The 21,862-nt window shown below is 41.8% G+C and carries 26 protein-coding genes; 2 read left to right on the top strand and 24 right to left on the bottom strand.

All coding sequences use genetic code 11. The features are described 5' to 3' along the window. Window positions 1-2: 2 nt before the first annotated feature. The 5 genes from ccmE to ccmA form a co-directional block, all read right to left on the bottom strand. Window positions 3-485, bottom strand: coding sequence for a cytochrome c maturation protein CcmE (ccmE, locus tag C9I86_RS00390; protein ID WP_080156933.1), 483 nt, complete (start codon window positions 483-485; stop codon window positions 3-5). Next, window positions 482-688 (bottom strand): heme exporter protein CcmD, encoded by a 207-nt coding sequence (gene ccmD, locus C9I86_RS00385; protein ID WP_080156935.1) that lies wholly within the window; start codon window positions 686-688, stop codon window positions 482-484. Before ccmD ends, ccmE begins: the two co-directional genes overlap by 4 nt. Before the next feature lie 7 nt (window positions 689-695). Further along, entirely contained in the window at window positions 696-1,427 is a 732-nt protein-coding gene (locus C9I86_RS00380) for a heme ABC transporter permease (protein WP_045039253.1), read from the bottom strand. Window positions 1,428-1,545: 118 nt separating this feature from the next. Then, the gene (gene ccmB / locus C9I86_RS00375; protein ID WP_080156937.1) at window positions 1,546-2,214 is read right to left on the bottom strand and encodes a heme exporter protein CcmB; all 669 of its coding nucleotides are present in this window, start codon (window positions 2,212-2,214) and stop codon (window positions 1,546-1,548) included. 8 nt (window positions 2,215-2,222) lie between these two features. Beyond that, window positions 2,223-2,870, bottom strand: a complete 648-nt coding sequence (gene ccmA, locus C9I86_RS00370) for a cytochrome c biogenesis heme-transporting ATPase CcmA (RefSeq protein WP_080156938.1) — start codon at window positions 2,868-2,870, stop codon at window positions 2,223-2,225. A gap of 114 nt (window positions 2,871-2,984) precedes the next feature. Between ccmA and C9I86_RS00365 the strand changes: the two genes are divergently transcribed. Continuing rightward, window positions 2,985-3,839, top strand: coding sequence for a hypothetical protein (locus C9I86_RS00365; protein WP_080156940.1), 855 nt, complete (start codon window positions 2,985-2,987; stop codon window positions 3,837-3,839). Window positions 3,840-3,855: 16 nt separating this feature from the next. Continuing rightward, window positions 3,856-4,167 (top strand): EscU/YscU/HrcU family type III secretion system export apparatus switch protein, encoded by a 312-nt coding sequence (locus C9I86_RS00360; RefSeq protein WP_080156942.1) that lies wholly within the window; start codon window positions 3,856-3,858, stop codon window positions 4,165-4,167. Between the two features lie 21 nt (window positions 4,168-4,188). Here C9I86_RS00360 and C9I86_RS00355 read toward each other — a convergent pair whose 3' ends face one another. The 19 genes from C9I86_RS00355 to fliM all read right to left on the bottom strand — a co-directional run bounded on the left by C9I86_RS00355 (window position 4,189) and on the right by fliM (window position 21,855). Then, window positions 4,189-4,623, bottom strand: coding sequence for a DUF2802 domain-containing protein (locus C9I86_RS00355; protein WP_080156945.1), 435 nt, complete (start codon window positions 4,621-4,623; stop codon window positions 4,189-4,191). Continuing rightward, window positions 4,623-5,117 carry a chemotaxis protein CheW gene (locus tag C9I86_RS00350; protein ID WP_080156946.1) on the bottom strand — a complete coding sequence of 165 codons (495 nt, stop codon included), beginning with the start codon at window positions 5,115-5,117 and terminating at the stop codon, window positions 4,623-4,625. The genes C9I86_RS00355 and C9I86_RS00350 overlap by 1 nt, the downstream gene beginning before the upstream one ends. Before the next feature lie 20 nt (window positions 5,118-5,137). Next, entirely contained in the window at window positions 5,138-5,875 is a 738-nt protein-coding gene (locus tag C9I86_RS00345) for a chemotaxis protein CheW (protein ID WP_107275322.1), read from the bottom strand. After that, the gene (locus C9I86_RS00340) at window positions 5,868-6,644 is read right to left on the bottom strand and encodes a ParA family protein (protein WP_107275321.1); all 777 of its coding nucleotides are present in this window, start codon (window positions 6,642-6,644) and stop codon (window positions 5,868-5,870) included. Before C9I86_RS00340 ends, C9I86_RS00345 begins: the two co-directional genes overlap by 8 nt. Window positions 6,645-6,654: 10 nt before the next feature. Beyond that, window positions 6,655-7,839 carry a chemotaxis response regulator protein-glutamate methylesterase gene (locus tag C9I86_RS00335; protein WP_107275320.1) on the bottom strand — a complete coding sequence of 395 codons (1,185 nt, stop codon included), beginning with the start codon at window positions 7,837-7,839 and terminating at the stop codon, window positions 6,655-6,657. A gap of 74 nt (window positions 7,840-7,913) precedes the next feature. Then, complete coding sequence (locus C9I86_RS00330; RefSeq protein ID WP_107275319.1) at window positions 7,914-10,100, bottom strand: chemotaxis protein CheA; 2,187 nt, start codon at window positions 10,098-10,100, stop codon at window positions 7,914-7,916. Window positions 10,101-10,109: 9 nt separating this feature from the next. Beyond that, window positions 10,110-10,829, bottom strand: coding sequence for a protein phosphatase CheZ (locus tag C9I86_RS00325; protein WP_080156953.1), 720 nt, complete (start codon window positions 10,827-10,829; stop codon window positions 10,110-10,112). A 31-nt stretch (window positions 10,830-10,860) separates the two neighbouring features. Further along, window positions 10,861-11,232: a chemotaxis response regulator CheY gene (cheY, locus tag C9I86_RS00320; protein WP_080156955.1), complete on the bottom strand. Its 372-nt coding sequence runs from the start codon at window positions 11,230-11,232 to the stop codon at window positions 10,861-10,863. 81 nt (window positions 11,233-11,313) lie between these two features. Then, entirely contained in the window at window positions 11,314-12,036 is a 723-nt protein-coding gene (locus C9I86_RS00310) for an RNA polymerase sigma factor FliA (protein WP_107275317.1), read from the bottom strand. Beyond that, window positions 12,029-12,919 (bottom strand): MinD/ParA family protein, encoded by an 891-nt coding sequence (locus C9I86_RS00305; RefSeq protein ID WP_080156958.1) that lies wholly within the window; start codon window positions 12,917-12,919, stop codon window positions 12,029-12,031. The genes C9I86_RS00310 and C9I86_RS00305 overlap by 8 nt, the downstream gene beginning before the upstream one ends. Continuing rightward, window positions 12,912-14,540, bottom strand: coding sequence for a flagellar biosynthesis protein FlhF (gene flhF, locus C9I86_RS00300; RefSeq protein ID WP_080156960.1), 1,629 nt, complete (start codon window positions 14,538-14,540; stop codon window positions 12,912-12,914). The genes C9I86_RS00305 and flhF overlap by 8 nt, the downstream gene beginning before the upstream one ends. 51 nt (window positions 14,541-14,591) lie before the next feature. Beyond that, window positions 14,592-16,688, bottom strand: a complete 2,097-nt coding sequence (gene flhA, locus C9I86_RS00295) for a flagellar biosynthesis protein FlhA (protein WP_107275316.1) — start codon at window positions 16,686-16,688, stop codon at window positions 14,592-14,594. Window positions 16,689-16,851: 163 nt separating this feature from the next. Further along, window positions 16,852-17,982: a flagellar biosynthesis protein FlhB gene (gene flhB / locus C9I86_RS00290; RefSeq protein WP_107275315.1), complete on the bottom strand. Its 1,131-nt coding sequence runs from the start codon at window positions 17,980-17,982 to the stop codon at window positions 16,852-16,854. Between the two features lie 83 nt (window positions 17,983-18,065). Continuing rightward, a complete protein-coding gene (fliR, locus tag C9I86_RS00285) occupies window positions 18,066-18,848 on the bottom strand; it encodes a flagellar biosynthetic protein FliR (RefSeq protein WP_107275314.1) in 783 nt (260 codons plus the stop codon). Window positions 18,849-18,900: 52 nt separating this feature from the next. After that, a complete protein-coding gene (gene fliQ, locus C9I86_RS00280) occupies window positions 18,901-19,170 on the bottom strand; it encodes a flagellar biosynthesis protein FliQ (protein ID WP_036795654.1) in 270 nt (89 codons plus the stop codon). A gap of 31 nt (window positions 19,171-19,201) precedes the next feature. After that, on the bottom strand, window positions 19,202-20,041 hold the full coding sequence (fliP, locus tag C9I86_RS00275) for a flagellar type III secretion system pore protein FliP (protein ID WP_080156967.1): 840 nt from the start codon (window positions 20,039-20,041) through the stop codon (window positions 19,202-19,204). Further along, window positions 20,028-20,384, bottom strand: coding sequence for a flagellar biosynthetic protein FliO (gene fliO, locus C9I86_RS00270; RefSeq protein WP_080156969.1), 357 nt, complete (start codon window positions 20,382-20,384; stop codon window positions 20,028-20,030). Before fliO ends, fliP begins: the two co-directional genes overlap by 14 nt. 8 nt (window positions 20,385-20,392) lie before the next feature. After that, complete coding sequence (fliN, locus tag C9I86_RS00265; protein ID WP_080156971.1) at window positions 20,393-20,779, bottom strand: flagellar motor switch protein FliN; 387 nt, start codon at window positions 20,777-20,779, stop codon at window positions 20,393-20,395. 23 nt (window positions 20,780-20,802) lie between these two features. Then, entirely contained in the window at window positions 20,803-21,855 is a 1,053-nt protein-coding gene (fliM, locus tag C9I86_RS00260) for a flagellar motor switch protein FliM (RefSeq protein WP_080156973.1), read from the bottom strand. Window positions 21,856-21,862 lie beyond the last annotated feature (7 nt).

The raw sequence follows: 21,862 nt of genomic DNA, 5'->3' as shown, positions 1-21,862 counted from the left end.
GATCACTTACCTTGTAGTTGTTCTTCAGTGTACTGAAGTCGTTTATGGTTTATCTTCATTGCATCTGCCACTTCTGGTGGCATATATTTCTCATCGTGCTTTGCAAGCACTTCACTTGCTTTAACTGTGGTCGGGTTAATCAATACCCCCTGCGCCACAATACCTTGGCCTTCACGGAACAGATCCGGCAAAATACCATCATAAATAACGGTAACAGAAGGACCAATATCAGCCACTTTGAATGTAATTCGTAATGATTGAGGATCACGCTTAACCGACCCTTTCACTACCATGCCACCAATACGTAACCGCTGCCCAACTTCAGGCTTAGCACCACCATCGGTCTTACCGTTAATTAATTCTGATGGCGTGTAGAATAGGTTCATATTTTGGTTAAGTGCGTATAACACCAGTCCAACCGTTGCACCGAGTCCAAGCACTAACGCCAGTACAATCACTAAACGTTTTTGACGTCTTGGGGTCATAGGGTGTTCTCCAATTTTTTGGCTTCTTTAATACGTTGCTCACGCGCCATTTTATTGTTTATTTCTCGTAACAAACGTCGTTTAGTTGTTAAGCTCGAAAATAAAATCCATAACATGGATAGAAAAGAAATTGCGTAGGCACTCCAAACGTAGCCTGCGTATCCACCCATCGCAAAAAAATCATTTATAGAATCAAAATACATAGCTATCTCACTTCACCAGTTTCTGTACCCAAGGGCGATGACTCTCACGTAATAGAATTTCATTACGTAACCGCACCAGCGTAACAGCCGCAAAGAAACAACCAAAACCAAGTAACATCACCAACAATGGCCATAACATATCGTTTGACATTGATGGTTTGCCAAATTTAGAAATCGTTGCACCTTGGTGTAAGGTGTTCCACCATTCAACTGAATAGTGAATAATTGGAATATTAATCACGCCCACAATCGATAAAATCCCCGCAGCTTTTGCGGCTGTTTTGTGATCATCAAACGCGTTATACAATGCAATAACACCAAGATATAAAAACAATAGAATCAATTCAGAGGTTAAGCGAGCATCCCAAACCCACCAAGCACCCCACATAGGCTTACCCCAAATAGCCCCTGTAATAAGAGCAATAAAGGTAAACACGGCGCCAATAGGTGCCATTGCAGCAGCAGCCATATCTGACATTCGAATTTGCCACACAAGACCAATGAAAGAAGAAATCGCCATTGTTACATAAATACTCATCGACCAAATTGCAGCGGGTACGTGAATATAAATAATCCTAAAGCTATCGCCTTGTTGATAGTCGGCGGGAACAAACAATAGTCCCCATACAGATCCCACTAAAATGGAGATCAAAGCGATAATAGAAAACCAAGGCAACAACTTACCGCATAGACGGTAGGTGTTTTCTGCTTTAGCGTAAGGATGTAGCCACTTCCACATAATGCTCTCAACTTATAATCAATAATAAATACGTCACTGAGAGCAACATCATCACTCTCGCATTCTTCACTGCGCTCCCCTCTTTTGAGGCCGACGCATTAAAGAAAAAATTCATTGGTTAATGGACACTGATCCTTAGTGCTGCGGCAACAGCAAAAGGAGCTAAGGTCAACGATCCCACTAACATCGCGCCCATAATGGCTAATTGGCCATCATAAGCCATGCCTAAACTTGCCGCCTCAATCGCAGAAGTGGCGAATATAAGCACAGGTATATATAAAGGCAGTATGAGTAAGCTCAATAAAACGCCACCTTTTCGTAATCCAACCGTTAATGCCATGCCAATTGCGCCCAAAAAGCTCAATGTTGGCGTACCAATCAGCAACGTTAATAATACCGCGATCCAAGTATGTAAATTAAGTGACAATAAAATCGCCAATAACGGGCTAATAAGAATCAACGGTAATCCAGTCAACAACCAATGCGCGACCATTTTAGCAAAAGCGGCAACGGATAATGGCGTTGGCATGAGCAACATTTGCTCTAATGAACCATCTAAAAAATCATCACGAAACAACCGTTCCATCGACAGCAATGCTGCTAATAATGCAGCTACCCATATAATACCTGGGGCGATACGGGCTAATAAGTTAGGCTCAGGGCCAATACCTAATGGAAACAACGTAATAACAATAATAAAAAACCACAGCGGATTAAAAATATCCGCTTGTCGACGATAAGCAATTAACAACTCACGACGAATAATTTGCATAAGGGTGTTAAGCATTATTGTTATTATCCTAGCTTAATTTTTCTTAAACGGTCACTATCGACAAACATGTCTTGGTGAGTGGTTAACAACACCATTCCTCCACGCTCTGCATGGGATAAAAACAGCGCTTCAAGCACTTTTACACCTTGTTTATCTATTGCTGTTAATGGCTCATCAAGTACCCATAATTTATGATTACTTAGCCATAATCGAGCCAAAGCAACCCGACGTTGTTGACCCGCAGATAGCTGTCCGGCACTAATATCTTCACGGCCAGCTAAACCAACATGTGCCAACGCCTGCCATAGTGCATCATCACCACTTACTTTAGGTGTTCCTTTGAGATCGGAGCCTTGTTCACAGGTATGCATTGCCTGAAAAAAAGCCAAGTTCTCAAAGGCCGTAAGCTCTCGCTTTACGCCTGTTTGGTGACCTAAAAATAATAGAGCTTGATGATAATCCTCACGTGCAGTCGCAATATTTTCATTACACCACAGCACATCACCACTATCTGGGTAGCCTAAACCAGCAATAATCCTTAATAAGGTCGTCTTGCCTGCACCGTTTGGACCTTCAATTTGAACTAACTCACCACTTGAAATAGTGAAGTTTAATTCATCAAATAATACGCGTTCATCACGAACACAGCTCAAATTTGCTACTGACAACATAAAATGATGTATCCTAGGTGTCACAAAATAGCCGCATAGTACCACAATGGCTAACAAATTGACTAAACTGCTCAGCTTCTTAATCGTTAACTAACGTAAGTAAATGTGAAACAAATGCAAATAAAAACATTACCTAATATGCCTGCGTTTTTAGAAAAACTTTCGACAATTGAAACAGTTAACGTAACGTCTAAACCTTCACATTTAGAATCACTACCAATAATTGCTACCAACCACTCAAAATTTATATCTCAACTGCCGCAATTATTATTATCTATGAATAGCTTGCAACGATTAGTTACAAATTTATTGATTCCGTTAAACTTAGGTACAGTTAAGTCACCCCATTCAACGCCTCACGTACTTCAACAGTTATTTAACCAATTATTATTGCCGAATAACCAAGCAACATTAATTACATGGTTACAGCACAATACCGGTCATCAGACCTTGGCCACCTTATTACAGCAACTGTCACAGCCCTCAAGCCTACTTAATCAATGGTTGGGCCAACTGGGTCCTGAACAGCAACAAGAGTTCAGCGCATTGTTACGTCTTGCCGGTGAACAACGAGGACCTGAAAATCAACGTTCACCCGATAATAACAATATCCATCTACAGTGGGTGCAAGACAACGGCCAAACAGTATTACTACAAATAAACAATCGTTCACAAAAGAAAACAAATGCTGTTAAGAATAACAATAGTCAATGGACCGTCAAATTGAGTTTACCTATTGGTGCAATAGATATTATGAATGTTATCGCTTGTTGGCATCAACAACAGTTGAGTACATGCTTTGAATGCTCCAATAAAACGTTATTACATCATATTGAACGGGGAACGCCTTATTTAATTTCACGATTACAACAATTAGGTATAAATAGCACACCACCCCAATATAAACTGGCACCTCCCCAGCAACAGCATCAGCCAGCTGTCGCATCTGGTCTTTCAATAAAGGTGTAATAACAAAAGGTATGGTATGACAAACAAAACAACGCCGAATGCTCAACAAGCTATCGCACTGCGTTATGATGGTGAGCAAGCTCCTTATGTCGCCGCTAAAGGTTACGATAAATTAGCACAGCACATAATTGAGCAAGTAAAACAGCAAGGCGGCTTAATTCATCAAGATCCCATACTCGCACAGTATCTCAATAGTTTTGATCTCAATGATCATATACCGCAGGAATTGTATTTGATTATTGCCGAACTCATTGCATTTTCATGGTATCTAAACGGCAAAACCCCTCCGGGATGGGAAGGGTTTGAAAATATTGATATTACGGCATAGTTCAATATTTAGAACGAGGCATTAACGTCGATAATGTTGCGGCATACTTTTTTGTAAGCTCAGCATTAATTCTGCTTCTGCTTTTGGCAAGTCGCACTCTTTCATTAACTCGTTAACATCTGCCCCTAATTCAACCATCTTGCTGGCACGGCTGTATAATCGCCCACCAGAATCATTCATGGCGATCTCATTTTGACGTTCTTCAACCCGTTCCAGCTGCTCAATCATATCAACCAATTTATTACTCATACCAATACTGCCAGTACGTAACTCATTAAATTGTTTCGTTAAACTTTCATGCTGTAACCGGCTATTTTTTAATACTTTTTCAATAGCTGAAAATTTCACTTCTAATGCTTTTCGCGCTTGACGTTCACGGTTAATTAATACCGCCGCCGTTATCGCAATCACCACTGAAATCGCAACAGGTAACCATTGTTGAAGTATTATATCCATTACAAATATGCGACCTCATCCCACTCGTCTTCTGACAACAGTTTGTTTAAATCAACTAATATCAATAACTGATCATCATGGTTGCTCACACCTTGAATAAATTTGGCACTTTCTTCAGTACCAACACAAGGGGTGCTATCAATTTCAGAGTTACGCAGATAAACCACTTCCGCCACACTGTCGACTAAAATGCCAATCACTTGCGTTTCCGCTTCAATGATCACAATACGCGTGCTATCTGAAATATCACCACGCTGTAAGCCAAAACGAGCACGAGTATCAATAACGGTAACAACATTGCCACGTAAATTAATAATACCGATCACGTAATCTGGTGCACCGGGGACTGGCGCGATATCTGAGTAACGTAACACTTCTCGCACTTGCATAACATTAATGCCATAGGTTTCGTTTTCTAATTGAAAAGTCACCCATTGCAAGACGTGATCGTTAACGCCATCTTTTTGTATTTCCGTTATATTTACTTGGGACATAGTCTTTCCTCTTTAATGCCTCAACTCGCGCCACTATTAACATCTAAGCCTTTATTCAACATTTGAATTAATGCATCAACATGGATCAGAGCACACATTTTTTGTTTTACCATTCCCGCTAACCACGGCCGTTTACCCGCTTGTTCTCGCCAACGGAGATCAGTTGGCATCAAGGTTTGCGTGCCATGTAATTTATCGCAAGCCAAGCCCCACTGACTGTTGCCTAACATCACCATATAGTGATAATTATCACGATAATCATTATTGGTTAGCTTATCGGCCATCACCCAACGCGCGGTATCAACCACATCAACATGGTATTGTGGTAACGGTGCTAAACCTAAATACCAAGCAGGACGACCGACAATATGGTTCAGTTCTCCAAGTTGGTAAATGGCACCTAACTCGGTTAATGCCACCGAAAACATCATGCCATTAACTTCAAAAAACAGCGCTTGGAATGGCTGTTGCTGGCCGAGATGTTGCCATGTGACAACCGCAGGTTCTAGTTCTAGTTCTGGTTCTGGTTCTGGTTCTGGTTCTGGTTCTGGTTCTGCATTAATCACAATCACAGCTTGAGGTTCAACATCAACCTGCGTTGGTATTTGATCTAATAACTGTTGTAGTTGCTGTGTCGATACCGGTTCACAAAAGGCTGTTGGTTGAGTAGCAGACACAGGTTGTGGCTCGGCGTCTAACAACAAATCACCAAAATAATCGTCTAATGCCTGTTCACTGGTTAACGGTTTCTTATTCATCGTAGGCCAACCTTGTTAAATGACTCAGGAGGGTTTTATAAGCAAAAACCCCTCGACAATTATGAGCATACAATGACGGTGGCATATGTTTAATACTGGCATCACGGAACTTAGTATCAATAGGAATAGCAGACATCCACACTTGATCTGGGTAACGTGTTTTTAAGTCTTGTAACGTTTGTAATGATGCACGAGTACGTTTGTCATACATCGTTGGTACGATAGTGACATCAACCCCTGATGGCTTAGAACGCTGCATTATCTGCAAGGTACGCAACATTCGCTCTAAGCCTTTCATGGCTAAAAATTCCGTTTGTACTGGAATTAAAATTCGATCACTGGCTGCCAATGCATTGACCATCATCACCCCTAAAATTGGCGGACAGTCAATTAATACATAATCATAATCAGCAGCAACACTGTGTAGGGCTTTTTTTAATACTAACCCCATGCCACTACGGTTCCCCATCGAACGATCTAAAGTCGCTAATGACATATGGGCTGGAATGATATCGATATTTTTAAATGTGGTGCTTAAAATCAATTCTCTGACGCCATCACGCGTGATCTCAGGCAGTTGAAATAAATCAAATAAACTGGCTGGTACATAATCAGCATCAAAATTTAAATATGTTGTCAATGAACCATGCGGGTCGGTATCAACCACTAATACCCGTTGGTTCTGTTCACTTAATAATCCAGCTAATGCTATGGTAGTGGTCGTTTTCCCTACTCCACCCTTTTGGTTTGCAATACTCCAAACAACCACCGTCAACTCCTCACGACAAACCTAATTCAATTAAAATACATTCAGCAATACGGTCGAGGGGAAGATCATGACTAGAAATGCCAGCTTTAGCAACTGCTTGTGGCATACCATATACGACACAACTATCTTCATCTTGTGCCCAAACGGTCGAACCATTGGCTTTTAACATCCGCGCACCTTCACGCCCATCAGCACCCATGCCTGTCAGCACTATCGATAGCACCCGATCATTAAACACTTTTGCCGCTGATCCAAACGTCACATCAACACAAGGTTTATAGTTCATTCGATCGCCACCATCAATAATTCGTAACCGTGCTCCAACGTTACGTCCATCGACCATCATCTGCTGTCCACCTGGCGCTAAATAAGCAACACCAGCGCGTAGTATATCGCCATCTTGGGCTTCTTTTACTTCTATACGGCATAAGTTATTCAATCGAGCGGCAAAAGCGGCGGTAAATGTCACGGGCATATGTTGCACTAACACAATCGGGTGAGGAAAATTAGCCGGTAATTGAGTTAATATTTTTTGTAAAGCAACCGGGCCCCCCGTAGATGTACCAATGGCTAATAACTGATATTTTTTCCCTGATGCACGAAAATGAAATGGCATTGATGGCGTCATTACCGAACTCGCTATTGCTGAACCAGCCAATGTACGTCCAACACTTGAAGTAACAGTGGAGGTTGCTGTTGCCATCACCTTAGTCGGTGTCGCTGCGGTATGACGCACCGACGGAATAGATGCGGGTTTGATTGTCGCTGCGACACTACTATTGCGGCGCAAATAAAACCGTTTACCTGCTAATTCTGCTACGCGTTTTTGTAATAAATCGACAGCATCATCACGATTACGAGCAATATCTTCAAATTTTTTCGGTAAGAAATCTAATGCGCCAGCATCCAGAGCATCTAACGTTGCTTTAGCGCCAGCTTGGGTTAAAGAAGAAAACATCAAAATAGGTGTTGGGGCTATTTTCATTATTTCACGGACGGCAGTGATTCCATCCATCACCGGCATTTCAATGTCCATCGTAATAACGTCAGGTTGCAACGCTTTAACCAACTCGCACGCTTCTTTGCCGTTAGTTGCATTACCTACAACAGTTAATCGAGGGTCTGCATTAATAATTTCACTGACACGCCGACGGAAAAAACTTGAATCATCAACAACTAACACCTTTATTGCCATTTGTTTTCATTCCTTTACATAAACAACACCGCAAGCCTAAACACTGGCGGTTTACGGGGTATCATTGTTAATAATTAACGTCTTACATAATGATTTAATAAATTAGGTACATCTAAAATAAGCGCAATATGACCATCACTGGTAATGGTTGCCCCAGCCATTCCTGGCGTTCCTTTGAGCAATTTATCTAACGGTTTAATCACGACTTCTTCTTGACCAATCAAACTATCAACTACAAACCCGATCCGCTGATGACCCGTTTGTACAATCACCACATGACCAAAACTATTATGTTGTTTGTTCGTTGTTGATTTTTTTGATAACCAATCTTGTAAGTAAAATAATGGAATCGCTTTATCACGCACAATAATGGTTAATTGACCGTCAACGGTATGGGTTTTGGTCAAATCTAAGTGGAAAATTTCATTCACATTTGCTAACGGCAAGGCAAAAGGTTGCTGAGCTACGCCGACCATTAATGTTGGTAGAATCGCTAATGTTAACGGTACCTTAATGTCAATACGTGTCCCTTTTCCTAAGGTAGAATCAATCACGATTGAGCCATTAAGTTGGTTGATACTGGTTTTAACCACATCCATACCAACACCACGTCCGGAAATATCTGAAATTTCTTTTTTAGTTGAAAAACCCGGTGCAAAAATCAGATTATAAGCATCATTATCACTCAAGCGTGAAGCTGCATCGTGATCCATCATGCCGCGATCAATCGCGATTTGACGCAATCTATTGGCATCCATTCCACTACCATCATCAGCGATAGTTAATCGAATATGATCCCCTTCTTGCGAGGCTGATAATAACACTTTACCCACTGGCGATTTGCCTGCCAGCTCTCGTTCTGCAGGCATTTCAATACCATGATCAACGGAGTTACGGACTAAGTGTACTAATGGATCAGCAAGTGCTTCCACCAAGTTTTTATCAAGATCGGTATCTTCACCCACCATCTCAAGCACAATTTCTTTATTGAGACTACGGGCTAAATCACGTACCACTCGCGGAAAACGACCAAAGACTTTCTTAATCGGCTGCATGCGAGTTTTCATTACAGCCCCTTGAAGATCCGCAGTCACAACATCTAATGTTGATACCGCTTTTGACATTTCTTCATCGGTAGTATTTAAACCTAAGCTAACCAGTCGATTACGCACCAATACCAACTCGCCCACCATATTCATAATGATATCGAGGGTCGAAGTATCAACACGTACCGTTGTCTCCGCTTGAGGCTTAGGTTTATCTTTAGCTGCTGGTAATGGTGAACGATTAACAGGCTCACTGACCACTGTTGGCGCGACTGACATTGGGTTTTCAATGACTGAAGCTTCAATAACAGGTGTACTGACTGCCGCTTGATTCACACTAGCAGCATGATCAACCTGAGGCGCACAACCAATACCATGTAATTCATCTAATAAGCTTTCAAATTCATCATCAGTCATTAAATCATCGTTAACAACGGCAAGGTTTTCATTTTCACTAGACGGCATGGGGGTCGTAACTGATGTGGTCGTCGAAATATCAACCGCAGCAAACGAACTGCCAGCACCGGGCGCATTGCCACTACCATGTAACTCATCTAATAAACGTTCAAACTCATCATCGGTAATATCATTACTTTCAACACTTGTAACAGTATTAGCGATAACAGCGGTTGATGACGACGATGGTGAATTACCTACACCATGCAATTCATCTAATAAGCGTTCAAATTCATCTTGAGTGATATCGTCAACAGAATTAGCCGCAATCGCACTTGTCGGTGCAGCAGCCGCAAGAGGTTGATGACTAACCACAGCGGTTTCAGCCATTGTCTTTTCAACAATATCGACTGTCGCTGCAACAACTGCTGGCGGTAAACTGTAATGATGCAACTGATCCAACAAAGTTTGATCGGCTTTGCTTAATGGTTGATGCTCTTGTACTTGAGCAAACATCACATTAATACAATCTAGCGCTTCTAAAATGACATCCATCAATTCTGATGTCACTTTACGCTTACCCGTACGTAGCAAATCAAAGACGTTTTCCGCGCCATGACAAGCATCAACTAACTCAGTTAATGATAAAAAACCTGCGCCACCTTTTACGGTATGAAAACCACGGAAGATAGCATTTAATAATTCACTATTATCTGGACTACGTTCAAGTTCAACTAATTGCTCAGACAATAATTCAAGGATCTCTCCGGCTTCGATCAAAAAGTCTTGTAGGATATCTTCATCTAAATTAAAACTCATAAATTCCCTCTAAAATCCAAGACTTGAAAGTAAATCATCAACATCATCTTGCGATGAAACCGTATCTTTACGTTGCTGAGGATTAATAATAGGTCCTTCCGCAGTAACCCCTAATGGCAGCAGCTCTACGCTAGAAGATGATGCTTGTTCTATTCCAAATGCTTGCAGAATATCCAACATTCGATCTTCAACTTCATGCACCAAGGTGATCACTCGTCGTATGACTTGCCCAGTAAGATCTTGAAAATCTTGTGCCATTAAAATATCGGTTAAATGCTCTCGTAATAGTGAGCTATCTTGATCAACTTGAAGCAGTAACGCATTAATATCATGACAAAGCTGTTTAAAATCAGTTAACGCAATTTGCCCCACCATTAAGCGCTGCCATTGCGGATGCAGGCTATGTAATGTTTGTTGTAATTGCTCAGCAATCGGCAAGGTTATTTCAACCGCATCCATAGTTCGGTTTGCCGCTGCTTCTGTTTTATCAATTACATAAGATAAACTGTCGCGCGCATCAGGAATATCGGTTCTCGCTAAATCGTTCCAGCGAGGATCCAACCGAAAACTCACCAATGAATCGTGTAACTGGCGAGTCATTTTTCCAACTTCCTCATACATAGGCGCATGATGACGTTCAACTAAAGTTTGCACGAGTGTATTGGCTTGTTGTTGCTGGTTTTGTTCAAGCAACACCACTAACTGCTGTGCTTGCTCCAATGAAATCATGATTATATTTCCCTATGCCAAAACACAATCACTATTGTAATCGTTCAAAAATCTTTGCTAGTTTTTCTTTTAATGTCACTGCATTAAATGGTTTTACAATATAACCATTAACGCCAGCTTGAGCGGCCTCAATGATTTGCTCACGCTTAGCTTCAGCTGTAATCATTAATACAGGTAAATGCTTTAATTGCTCATCCGCACGAATCTGACGTAACAAATCAATACCTTGCATTCCTGGCATATTCCAATCTGTTACTACAAAATCAAAATCACCACGTTTTAATAGTGGTAGTGCTGTTAGACCATCATCTGCTTCTACTGTGTTATTAAACCCTAAATCACGCAGTAAATTTTTTACAATTCGACGCATTGTTGAAAAATCATCAACAATAAGAATTTTCATGTTTGTATTCAAAATTGCCTCCACAGCGAAACCTGTGTTGTTCTTAGTTATAAAATAATTATGGTTTATGTTTTATTGAAATTAGGCAGCCCAAGCTTGTAATTTAGCTCGTAAGCGCTGCATCGCTTGGCTATGAATCTGACAAATACGTGATTCACTGACACCAATAACAGCACCAATTTCTTTTAAATTCATTTCTTCGTCGTAATACAGCGATAACACCAAGGCTTCACGTTCTGGTAAGGTTTTTATCGCCGCAGCTAAACTATGGCGAAAACTATCATCAACAACATTCTGCAACGGCATATTTTGATCAATATCATCCTCATGCATCATGGTTTCTTCACCACCAGCAAGATCGGCAATACCCACAATACGGCCACAATTAACGTCATTTAATGCTTGATGATATTGCTCTAGCGGCATTTCTAGAAACTGTGATATTTCAATGTCCGTTGGATCTCGTCCAAGGCTGTGCTCTAGTTTTGCAATCGCATCACTAATACGCCGACTATGTTTGTATACAGATCGCGGTACCCAATCACCACGTCGAATATCATCTAGCATCGCACCACGAATACGAATTCCAGCAAAAGTTTCAAAACTAGCCCCTTTAGTGGGATCATAATTCTGTTGCGCTTCTAATAAGCCAATCATGCCAGATTGAATTAAGTCTTCGACCAAAACACTGGGTGGTAACCGTGCCATTAAGTGATGAGCTATTCGTTTAACCAACGTCGAATAACGCTCAATAAACGCCTGTGGGCTTTGTTGGTAACGGCTATAAGTTAACGTTTTATTCACGAAAAGTAGCCTCCATGGCTCGTGGTTTGTGCACCAACAATCGTTCAACAAAAAACTCTAAATGTCCGCCGGGGTGATGCGGAAGTGGCCATGTCATTGCTTTTGATGCTAATGAATTTAATGCTAATGCCGCCGGACTGTGTGGGAATGCTTCGACCACTATTTTTTGGCGTTTAACCGCTTGGCGAACATTGTCATCAAGTGGAATACATGCCGCAAGCTCAAGGTTAGCATCAAGAAAACGTTCGGTTACTCGAGTTAGCTTAATGAATAAATCACGTCCTTCACGATAACTACGTACCATGTTAGCCACAATCTTAAACCGTTGAATATCATACTCACGACTCAAAATTTTCATTAATGCGTATGCATCTGTGATCGAAGTCGGTTCATCACAAACCACAATAATGATGTCTTGAGCAGCACGAGCAAAACTCAGCACCATGTCTGAAATACCCGCGGCAGTATCAACTAAGAAAAAATCAATATCATACTGTAAGTTGCTGAATGCTCGAATTAACCCTATATGTTGCGTCGGGGTTAATTCAGCCATATTTTGAGTACCTGAAGCCGAAGGTATAATTTTTACGCCGTAAGGGCCTTCGATAATAATGTCTTCAAGTTCACACATTCCCGCCAATACATGCGACAGATTGCGTCCTGCACGTAAACCAAGCATTACATCAACATTCGCCAATCCAAGATCAGCATCAAGTACCATGACCCGCTTGCCTTGACGCGCCATTGAAATTGCCATATTAAGAGTGACATTGGTTTTACCTACGCCCCCTTTACCACCTGTAATCGTAATGACCTTCGTCGACGTTAATTGGGTCATTCGACGTAAACCACTCGCTTGATCGTACATGATGTTCTCAGTCATAAAAATCAGCCGAAATGTTATCTGAGCTATCACTAGACCAGAGATGAGATTGCTGTGACAGTTCTAGTTCTAACAACTCATTTGCGCGCGAAACGAGATAATTCCCGGTCGCTACTTTCAAGTCTTCAGGAACCCGTTGACCGTCCGCTAAATAGGCAATCGGTAACGCATTTTGAATAGCGACACCGATGATTTCACCTAAACTCAACGATTCATCCAACTTGGTTAATACACAGCCCGATAATGGAATACGACGAAAATGTTCAAGTGTTTCTTGTAGTACTCGTCGTTGGGATGTCGCAGGCATCACTAAATAGCTGCGGATTTTAGCGCCGCTATTTTGCATTAAGGTATCTAATTGTTCTGACAAACGAATATCGCGTTGACCCATACCGGCGGTATCAAGCAGCACTAATCGACGATGACGCAACTGATGAAGTATATCGGCCAGTTCCTGCGCATCTTTAGCAACTCTTACAGGACATCCCATAATTCGGCCATAAGTGGCCAATTGTTCATGGGCGCCAATACGGTAATTATCGGTGGTCACTAACGCTATTTGTTGAGGACCAAACTCCATCGCAGCTCGTGCCGCTAGTTTGGCAACCGTGGTAGTTTTTCCAACCCCTGTCGGGCCAAGTAATGCCACCACACCACCATTTTCTAAAATACAGTCATCCGTGGTCACTAATTGATCGGCTAACAAATCAAGTAAAGCGGGCCAGGCTTCATTGGTAGGCAAATCTTCCGGTATATAGCACGCTAATTGATCAGCTAATTGATCGGATAATCCCATCTTTTCAAGCCGTTTGATCATCATCGCCCGCATCGGTTCTTGGCGTTCAACTTCTTGCCACATTAACCCTGATAATTGATGTTCTAATAAGCGTCGAATAGACACGATATCGGCTCGCATCGCATCTAATTCATCATCTTTTTTGACATTTTTTGCTTCATAACGACTCGGATCTAAACGAGGTTTACGCGCGGTACTAGCATAGTCATTTCGCCCAACATTTGTCTCGTGTTCATAATGTTTTGATGATGGACGAACATAATTCCCCACATTGAGATCTTGTGCCGAATCATCATAACGACGAGCCTGTTTCGACTGAGATAACGACCGTTGTCTGTCGGTGCTAGCGTGTTGACGCTGTTGTTCATGACTCTCGCTGTGGTAATAATGCTGTCGAGCTTGATCGCGACTTAACTCATTAGTGCTATTTAGCGCTGATTGTTGCTGATGCTGGGTTTGATGTTTAGATTGGCGTTGCAACAAGGCAGTTAATGAATCCACTGAGGCCATATTATCGCTCCCCTCTGTTGCTGCGGCATAATTTTGCAGTACGCTGGCAAACTGCTTTGAAACAGAAGGCGTTACATTAACTTTATCATCCGCCAGTTTTCGCCTTGCTTGGCCTAAACCTTGTTCTAATTCATCACGTACGGCATGGTTTGTTTTTGCAACTGGTTGGCTTGTTTCTGCATCAACTGCAGCCACTATCTCAACCCCACCCGAGACTTTTTTATTTGACATAATCACCGCATCAGGGCCAAGTTCTTCTTTGACTTCGCTAAGTGCGGTTCTCATATCCTTGGCAAAAAATCGTTTAATTTTCAAACTTAGTTCCCTATCAGCAAGTGCTTAAATTAGTGTTCACTTTCAACATTATTAATGACCTACCGCATTAACAATTCGAATTTGCTTTTCATCGGGCACTTCTTGATAAGAAAGTACTCTCAAGGTCGGAATGGTATTTTTGACAAATTTTGCCAAGGTAGAACGTAAAACACCGGAGGTTAATAACACCGCAGGTTCACCTTTTAATTCTTGTTGTTGTGTTGCTTCTGTTAGTGAACGTTGTAAACGCTCGGCTAATCCAGGCTCAATACCCGATGACTCCCCCCCAGCAGACTGCATCGTTTGATGCAATATCTGTTCCAACTCAGGGACTAAAGTAATGACGGGTAATTCTGCTTCTATTCCATTGATTTCCTGACAAATTAAGCGTTTTAATCCAATACGTGCAGCGGCGGTTAAAATGTCAGGATCTTGACTCTTACTGGAGTACTCAGACAGGGTTTGAACAATGGTTCGAATATCTCGTAGTGGAATAGCTTCATTAAGTAAGTTTTGCATTACCTTCACTACCGCCCCTAATGGCAATTGATCAGGCACGAAACCATCCACTAATTTCGGTGTTGATTGCCCTAACATTTCAAGTAAGTTTTGTACTTCTTCATGGCCCAGTAATTGAGCAGCATGGTTAGTGAGTAATTGACTTAAATGGGTCGCCAGCACAGTGGCAGAATCCACCACGGTGTAACCTAACGCTTGTGCATGTTCACGTTGAGAAACTTGAATCCACACCGCTTCTAAACCAAAAGCAGGATCGAGCGTACGTTCACCATCAATATTGCCAAACACTTGGCCGGGATTTATGGCTAAATCCATGTTGGGATGAATATTAGCTTCGCCACAGGTAACACCCATTAGGCTGATACGGTAGCTATTAGGAGGGAGTTCCAAATTGTCACGAATATGGACAGGAGGCACGAGAAAACCAAAATCTTGAGATAACTTTTTACGCACGCCTTTAACGCGCTCTAACAACTCACCACCTTGGTCTTTATCTACCATTGAAATAAGTCGATAACCCACCTCAAGACCAATGGTATCTACGGGCTGCACATCATCCCATGACAATTCTTTCATTGGCTGCGCTGGCGCCATCGCATGTGTTGGTGGTTCTTTTTCAACTAATGCTACTATTTTATCTTTCTTATAACGCCAATAAGCTGCACCACCAATAATGGCAGCTAACAGTAAAAACGGCACATGGGGCATGCCTGGAACAATCCCCATAACAAATAAAATAACCCCAGTAATAATCAAGGCTTGAGGGTTATTAAACATCTGAAAATACATCTGCTGGCCCATATCCTCGTCAGTATTTTGACGAGTAACCAACATCGCGGCACCAATAGACAACAACAACGATGGAATCTGTGCGACTAAGCCATCACCAATGGTGAGTAGACTATAAATCTCCATCGCTTCCATAAAGCCTAAGCCATATTGCGTCATACCAATGATCAAGCCACCAATAATATTGATAAACAAAATCAAAATACCAGCGATCGCATCCCCTTTAACAAACTTAGATGCACCGTCCATCGAACCATAAAAATCCGCTTCTTTGGTCACTTCAAAACGACGCGTTCGTGCTTGCTCTTGATCAATAAGACCCGCATTTAAATCCGCATCAATCGCCATTTGTTTACCGGGTAACGCATCTAGCGTAAAGCGAGCACTAACTTCTGAAATACGCCCAGCACCTTTGGTAACAACCATGAAATTGATGATCATAAGGATAAGGAATACCACCAAACCCACAGCATAGTTACCGCCAATCACTACCGAGCCAAAGGCATCAATGACCTGTCCTGCCGCATCAGAACCTTCATGACCATGCAATAACACCACCCGTGTTGAAGCTACGTTAAGGGCTAAACGTAATAAGGTGGCAATAAGTAATACGGTAGGAAAAGCGGCGAAATCGAGAGGACGACGGGTGTAAACAGTCACTAACAACACCACTAATGACAACGCAATATTAAAGGTAAACGTCATATCCAATAATAATGGTGGCATTGGCAGAATAATCATCGCCAAGGTGGCTAACACCATCACTGGTGCACCAATAGCGGGCATATTCTGTAAACGCGCTAACGGTAAGCGCGAAGCAAAAGGAATTGAAAGCTTCATTCTATTGTCATCAAATCACGATTATTTACATAAAAGTGAGGTTATGACTCTAGATAGAACCATAAACCATCACGAAGATTTATGGTTAAGCAATTATCATGCCGCATAGTTATGCCATTATTTTGACAGTAAAATTATACTGTTAGCGGCCATTGTTATTTTATTAATGCTGTAGCTCTGGTGGAATCTCTGTTGCTGCTGCCGATAAAGTAGGCTTTTGTCCTTTACCACGTCGATAAGCTTTTAATTGAAAAACGTAAGCAAGCACTTGCGCAACCGCAACAAACAACCCATCAGGCACTTGTTGTTCTAATTCAGTGGTATAGTAAATCGCACGTGCTAATGGTGCGGCAGGAACAATATCAATATTGTGTTTATTGGCAATTTCACGAATTTTAAGGGCTAAGTGATCCCCCCCTTTGGCAATCACTACTGGCGCGGCATCTAATTGAGGATCATAACGTAATGCCACAGAAAAGTGTTCAGGGTTAGTGATCACAACATCTGCCTGAGGAACATCCGCCATCATACGGCGTTGTGCCATTTCGCGCTGTAGCATACGAATACGACCTTTAACTTCCGGCTTTCCTTCTGAGTCTTTATATTCGTCTTTAATTTCTTGCTTGGTCATTTTTAATTGATCGCTAAAATGCCAAATTTGATAAGGCACATCAATGGCGACCACGATCAACAACGAACAACAGATCAGTAATACAAAATTCAATAGAATATCTAAGGCATGAAAATAATTAGCAGGAAAGGTTTCGATACTGAGCTGAAAAAAGTCATTCAAACTTGAATAAATTAAATATCCAGCCACACTGGCAACTAACCCAACCTTAAGTATCGATTTAATTAATTCAACCCAACTTTGACTGCCAAACATGCGTTTAAGGCCGCTCATTGGGTTCATTTTTGAGAATTTTGGCATTGCCGCTTCAGAAGAAAAACGCACGCCACCGAGCCCCGCAGCTCCAATCAAGGCGGCAGTAAATAAAAACACTAGAATAATAACCAGTGGTAAAAACACCTGCCATATCGCCGTAGAAATCACCGAAAATAGTAAGTGAACATCAAATGCTTCTTCACGACTGAGAGTAAACATTCGACTCATGACCTTGGCTAATGCGGTTCCTAAACCTTCACCAAACCACATTAAACCCACAGCACCGGAAACCAATACAGCAACGGAGGCTAATTCTCTTGAGCGCGGTACTTGACCTTTTTCTCGCGCCTGCTCGCGTTTTCGCGCGGTGGCGTCTTCGGTACGTTCTTGACCGTCAGCATCCGACATTGTGATTCGTCCATGGTGAATTAAAAAAGTGAATATAAGAAAGATAAGCAGCGCAATAAGCCATTATAAAACGGAATTTACGGTTAACAATCTAGCCGAACTAAACGACAAACTTGATCGAGCCCTGTTTGCCAAATAGCCTCATATTGCGGCACTATCCCCAGCACAATAAACCAACTGATTGCAAGCCCAAGTAACAACGCAAATGAAAAGCCTAATGAGAAAATATTTAACTGGGGCGCAGCACGGGTCATCACACCAAATGAAAGGTTAACGGTTAATAGTGCAATAACACCAGCCAGCGCCATATCAACCCCAGCTTTAAATATATGTCCAAACCACCCAGCTAATTGGTGATAGTCAGCAGCAACTAACATACTGCTTCCTACGGGTAAGGTAGTAAAACTCAACACCACCACATTCAGCATCGTCAAATGACCGTCAGTGGCTAAGAACAATAATATCGCCAGAAACATATAAAATTGTCCCAATACGGGGGTATTTTGACCATTAGCAGGATCCACCATTGAGGCAAAACCTAAGCTTGATTGCATGCCTAAAATTTGTCCTAACAATACAAAAGTCTGCGTAATAAACTGGGTCACTAACCCCATCGCCACTCCAATAATGATTTGTTGAGTAGTAACAATAAACCCGGCCAAAGAGAGTAACTCAATGTCAGTCGGCACTTTAGGTAGCATTGGCATCACAGTAAAAGTGATCGCTAATGCCAGATATAGCCGAATTTTAGGTGACACAAAACGCGCCCCAAAAAAGGTCATTGCCATCATCATTGAAGAAATACGAGTAAACGGCCAAAAATAATTGGCAATCCACTCTAATAATATGCTGGAGGTATAGTGCATAAACGGTGACTACTCACGAGACAAACACGGTGGCGAGCTGCTATCAATACAATTAGTACAGCAGTTGTGGTATCTGATCGATAATACGAAAAAAATAATCCATCAACATGCGTGTCATCATGTGCCCAAAGAACATCAGTGCTAATAACGTCACCACTAAACGTGGCAGGAAACTCAATGTTTGTTCGTTAATCGAGGTTGCCGCTTGAAATACCGCGACCACCAAACCAATTAATAAGCCCGGAATAACAATTGCGCACACCATGATCAATACCATGTACAACGCTTCTTGAAAAATGCCGACAAACGCTTCAGGAGTCATCGTCTATTTATCCTTACTCTTTAAGTAGGCTTTATAAGGTGCCAAAACTGGCGGCTAACGTAGACAGAATTAAATTCCAACCATCTACCAAAACAAACAACATCAATTTAAACGGCAATGACACAATCATCGGTGATAGCATCATCATACCCATCGCCATCAATACTGACGCCACCACTAAATCAATGATTAAGAACGGTAAAAACAGCATAAATCCAATCTGAAATGCAGTCTTAAGTTCAGAAGTAATAAAGGCAGGCACCAACACCGTTATAGGAACAGTTTGTGGATCCGTCGCAGTAGAACCTGAAATATTAACAAAGGTTTCCAGATCTTTAACGCGCGTTTGCTTCAACATAAACTGTCGCATCGGCGCTTCAGCTTTAGTTAATGCTTGTTTAGCACTGATCTGTTCATTGATATAAGGCTGCACTGCATCGTTATTAATTTTATCGATAACAGGCGACATCACAAAGAAAGTCAAAAACATCGCGATACCAATAATCACCTGATTTGATGGTGTTTGTTGTAAACCCATCGCTTGACGCAAAATCGACATCACTACCACAATACGGGTAAATGATGTCATTAAAATCACCACCGCAGGCAAAAATCCCAACGCGGTCATTAACGCTAATATTTGCAAGGTGATGGAGTAATCTTCACTACCATCAGGGTTCATGGTGACTGATAATGCAGGAATACCACCATGGCCAGTTCCTGCAATTAAATGTGATGCGCTACTTTCCGCTGTCATCGCCGCTTGAGTAACACTCTCGGTTGCCCAAGCAGGGGTTGTTATGATCCAACCGCTGCTCAGCAACAGTAATAAAGCGATTTTAAAATACATTGCGGGATTATTTTTTATCATTGGTGGTCATCAATCGGCTCAGCTGAGATGCAAAATCATTGGCTGGCACATCTTCCATGATTAAAGGTTGCTCAAGCTTACTCAGCAACGAGATATTATGCTGCGTGATACCAACTAACAGCTGTTCATCACCCACTTGAATCAGCGCAATTCGCTCTCGCTGCCCAAGCGTTAATTGCTTTACAATCGTGAGTCGCTGGTCACTACTGTGCACGCCCACTAAGCGCATTTTTTTTAGCACCCATGCCAAAAACAGAATAATAACAATCACCAACACCAATGACGCTAAGGTTGTGGCTAGATTAAGATCGGGGGCTTGCCCTAAAGTCACTGACTGATCCATCGTTAACTCTAACGTAATTTTTTAATGCGTTCGGTTTGGCTAATCACATCGGTTAAACGAATACCAAATTTATCATTGACCACCACCACTTCACCGTGAGCAATCAAAGTACCATTAACCATCACATCCAATGACTCACCTGCAATTCGATCAAGCTCAACCACAGAGCCTTGGTTAAGTTGCAGCAAGTTACGAATACTGATTTGCGTACGGCCAACTTCCATTGAAATCGTCACCGGAATATCCATAATGGTATCAAGTTTACGACGCTCATCATCAGAGATCGGGGCGGTATCATCGATTAACTCTTCCAATGGTGCTGGTTGAACACTGTCTTGTTGTTCGGCAAGGGCTGCCGCCCAGTCATCTGCCATTTGTTGATCATTTTGAGACATGATTTTTCCTACTAAAGAGTCAATTAATGAGTGTCATCAGTGTTATTCATTTCTAATAAAGTCGAACTTAAAAGTTCACGATCTAAAAAAGCCAAGTCGGTTTTCACCATATCTGGGCGTTTTAATTTATCGGTAATTTTCAGCGCAACATTATCGCCACTACGCCCCATTTTGGCGCGATAGGTCGGTAAATCTTCAACAAAAATCGTGGCTGACTCTGGCATCGAGATTGGAATAACATCTCCCGTTTGTAGCTCCATCAAATCACGTAATGAAATATCAATATCTAATAACTTAGCGCGTAGATTTACAGGTACATCCATGATTTCATCACGTAATGCATGGCTCCAACGGACATCGGTATCCATTTTGTCACTTTGTACACCGGCATCGAGCAATTCACGAATCGGCTCAACCATTGAATACGGCATCACCACATGAAAATCACCGCCACCACCATCAATCTCAATATGGAATGAGCTCACCACAATCACTTCGGTCGGGCTGACAATATTGGCCATGGTTGGGTTAACTTCAGAGTCGATATATTCAAACTCAACCGACATCACGGGTGACCATGCTTCACGGTAATCTTCAAACACCAATTTCAGTAGCATTTGTACAATACGGCGTTCCGTTGGGGTAAATTCACGCCCTTCAATTTTGGCGTGAAAACGACCATCACCACCAAAGAAATTCTCAACCAAAATAAACACTAATCGTGCTTCCATGGTGATCAATGCGGTTCCTTTTAATGGTCTAAAACGCACCATATTTAAACTCGTAGGCACATAAAGCGTATTTTGATACTCACCAAATTTGATCATTTGGACGCCATTGATTGACACTTCAGCCGTTTTACGCAACATATTAAATAAACTGATCCGCATATGGCGCGCAAAACGTTCATTGATCAATTCAAGGGTCGGCATTCGGCCACGAACAATCCGATCTTGCGAAGAAAAATCAAAAGCCGTTATACCAGAGCCTTGATCACCATCACTCGCATCATCATCAGGTTCATCAACACCATGCAATAGCGCATCAATTTCATCTTGGGTTAATAAATCACTCACAGCACAC

It is taken from the genome of Photobacterium sp. NCIMB 13483 (genome assembly GCF_003025475.1).
Classification (GTDB): Bacteria; Pseudomonadota; Gammaproteobacteria; order Enterobacterales; family Vibrionaceae; genus Photobacterium; species Photobacterium piscicola.
Note: the sequence above shows the minus strand (reverse complement) of the source record. Positions and strands in the feature narration are given on the sequence as shown.

What these genes read in the sequence shown, in the direction of transcription:
- ccmA (WP_080156938.1), bottom strand. Translation starts at nt 2,870, where the DNA reads ATGTTGTCAGTAGCAAATTTGAGCTGTGTTCGTGATGAACGCGTATTA.
- C9I86_RS00325 (WP_080156953.1), bottom strand. Translation starts at nt 10,829, where the DNA reads ATGATTTCATTGGAGCAAGCACAGCAGTTAGTGGTGTTGCTTGAACAA.
- C9I86_RS00350 (WP_080156946.1), bottom strand. Translation starts at nt 5,117, where the DNA reads ATGTCCCAAGTAAATATAACGGAAATACAAAAAGATGGCGTTAACGAT.
- flhA (WP_107275316.1), bottom strand. Translation starts at nt 16,688, where the DNA reads ATGAAGCTTTCAATTCCTTTTGCTTCGCGCTTACCGTTAGCGCGTTTA.
- C9I86_RS00345 (WP_107275322.1), bottom strand. Translation starts at nt 5,875, where the DNA reads ATGAATAAGAAACCGTTAACCAGTGAACAGGCATTAGACGATTATTTT.
- ccmB (WP_080156937.1), bottom strand. Translation starts at nt 2,214, where the DNA reads ATGCTTAACACCCTTATGCAAATTATTCGTCGTGAGTTGTTAATTGCT.
- fliP (WP_080156967.1), bottom strand. Translation starts at nt 20,041, where the DNA reads ATGATAAAAAATAATCCCGCAATGTATTTTAAAATCGCTTTATTACTG.
- fliN (WP_080156971.1), bottom strand. Translation starts at nt 20,779, where the DNA reads ATGTCTCAAAATGATCAACAAATGGCAGATGACTGGGCGGCAGCCCTT.
- C9I86_RS00360 (WP_080156942.1), top strand. Translation starts at nt 3,856, where the DNA reads ATGACAAACAAAACAACGCCGAATGCTCAACAAGCTATCGCACTGCGT.
- cheY (WP_080156955.1), bottom strand. Translation starts at nt 11,232, where the DNA reads ATGAAAATTCTTATTGTTGATGATTTTTCAACAATGCGTCGAATTGTA.
- fliQ (WP_036795654.1), bottom strand. Translation starts at nt 19,170, where the DNA reads ATGACTCCTGAAGCGTTTGTCGGCATTTTTCAAGAAGCGTTGTACATG.
- ccmD (WP_080156935.1), bottom strand. Translation starts at nt 688, where the DNA reads ATGTATTTTGATTCTATAAATGATTTTTTTGCGATGGGTGGATACGCA.
- C9I86_RS00335 (WP_107275320.1), bottom strand. Translation starts at nt 7,839, where the DNA reads ATGGCAATAAAGGTGTTAGTTGTTGATGATTCAAGTTTTTTCCGTCGG.
- fliR (WP_107275314.1), bottom strand. Translation starts at nt 18,848, where the DNA reads ATGCACTATACCTCCAGCATATTATTAGAGTGGATTGCCAATTATTTT.
- ccmE (WP_080156933.1), bottom strand. Translation starts at nt 485, where the DNA reads ATGACCCCAAGACGTCAAAAACGTTTAGTGATTGTACTGGCGTTAGTG.
- C9I86_RS00380 (WP_045039253.1), bottom strand. Translation starts at nt 1,427, where the DNA reads ATGTGGAAGTGGCTACATCCTTACGCTAAAGCAGAAAACACCTACCGT.
- flhB (WP_107275315.1), bottom strand. Translation starts at nt 17,982, where the DNA reads ATGTCGGATGCTGACGGTCAAGAACGTACCGAAGACGCCACCGCGCGA.
- C9I86_RS00330 (WP_107275319.1), bottom strand. Translation starts at nt 10,100, where the DNA reads ATGAGTTTTAATTTAGATGAAGATATCCTACAAGACTTTTTGATCGAA.
- fliO (WP_080156969.1), bottom strand. Translation starts at nt 20,384, where the DNA reads ATGGATCAGTCAGTGACTTTAGGGCAAGCCCCCGATCTTAATCTAGCC.
- C9I86_RS00355 (WP_080156945.1), bottom strand. Translation starts at nt 4,623, where the DNA reads ATGGATATAATACTTCAACAATGGTTACCTGTTGCGATTTCAGTGGTG.
- C9I86_RS00365 (WP_080156940.1), top strand. Translation starts at nt 2,985, where the DNA reads ATGCAAATAAAAACATTACCTAATATGCCTGCGTTTTTAGAAAAACTT.
- C9I86_RS00305 (WP_080156958.1), bottom strand. Translation starts at nt 12,919, where the DNA reads ATGACTGAGAACATCATGTACGATCAAGCGAGTGGTTTACGTCGAATG.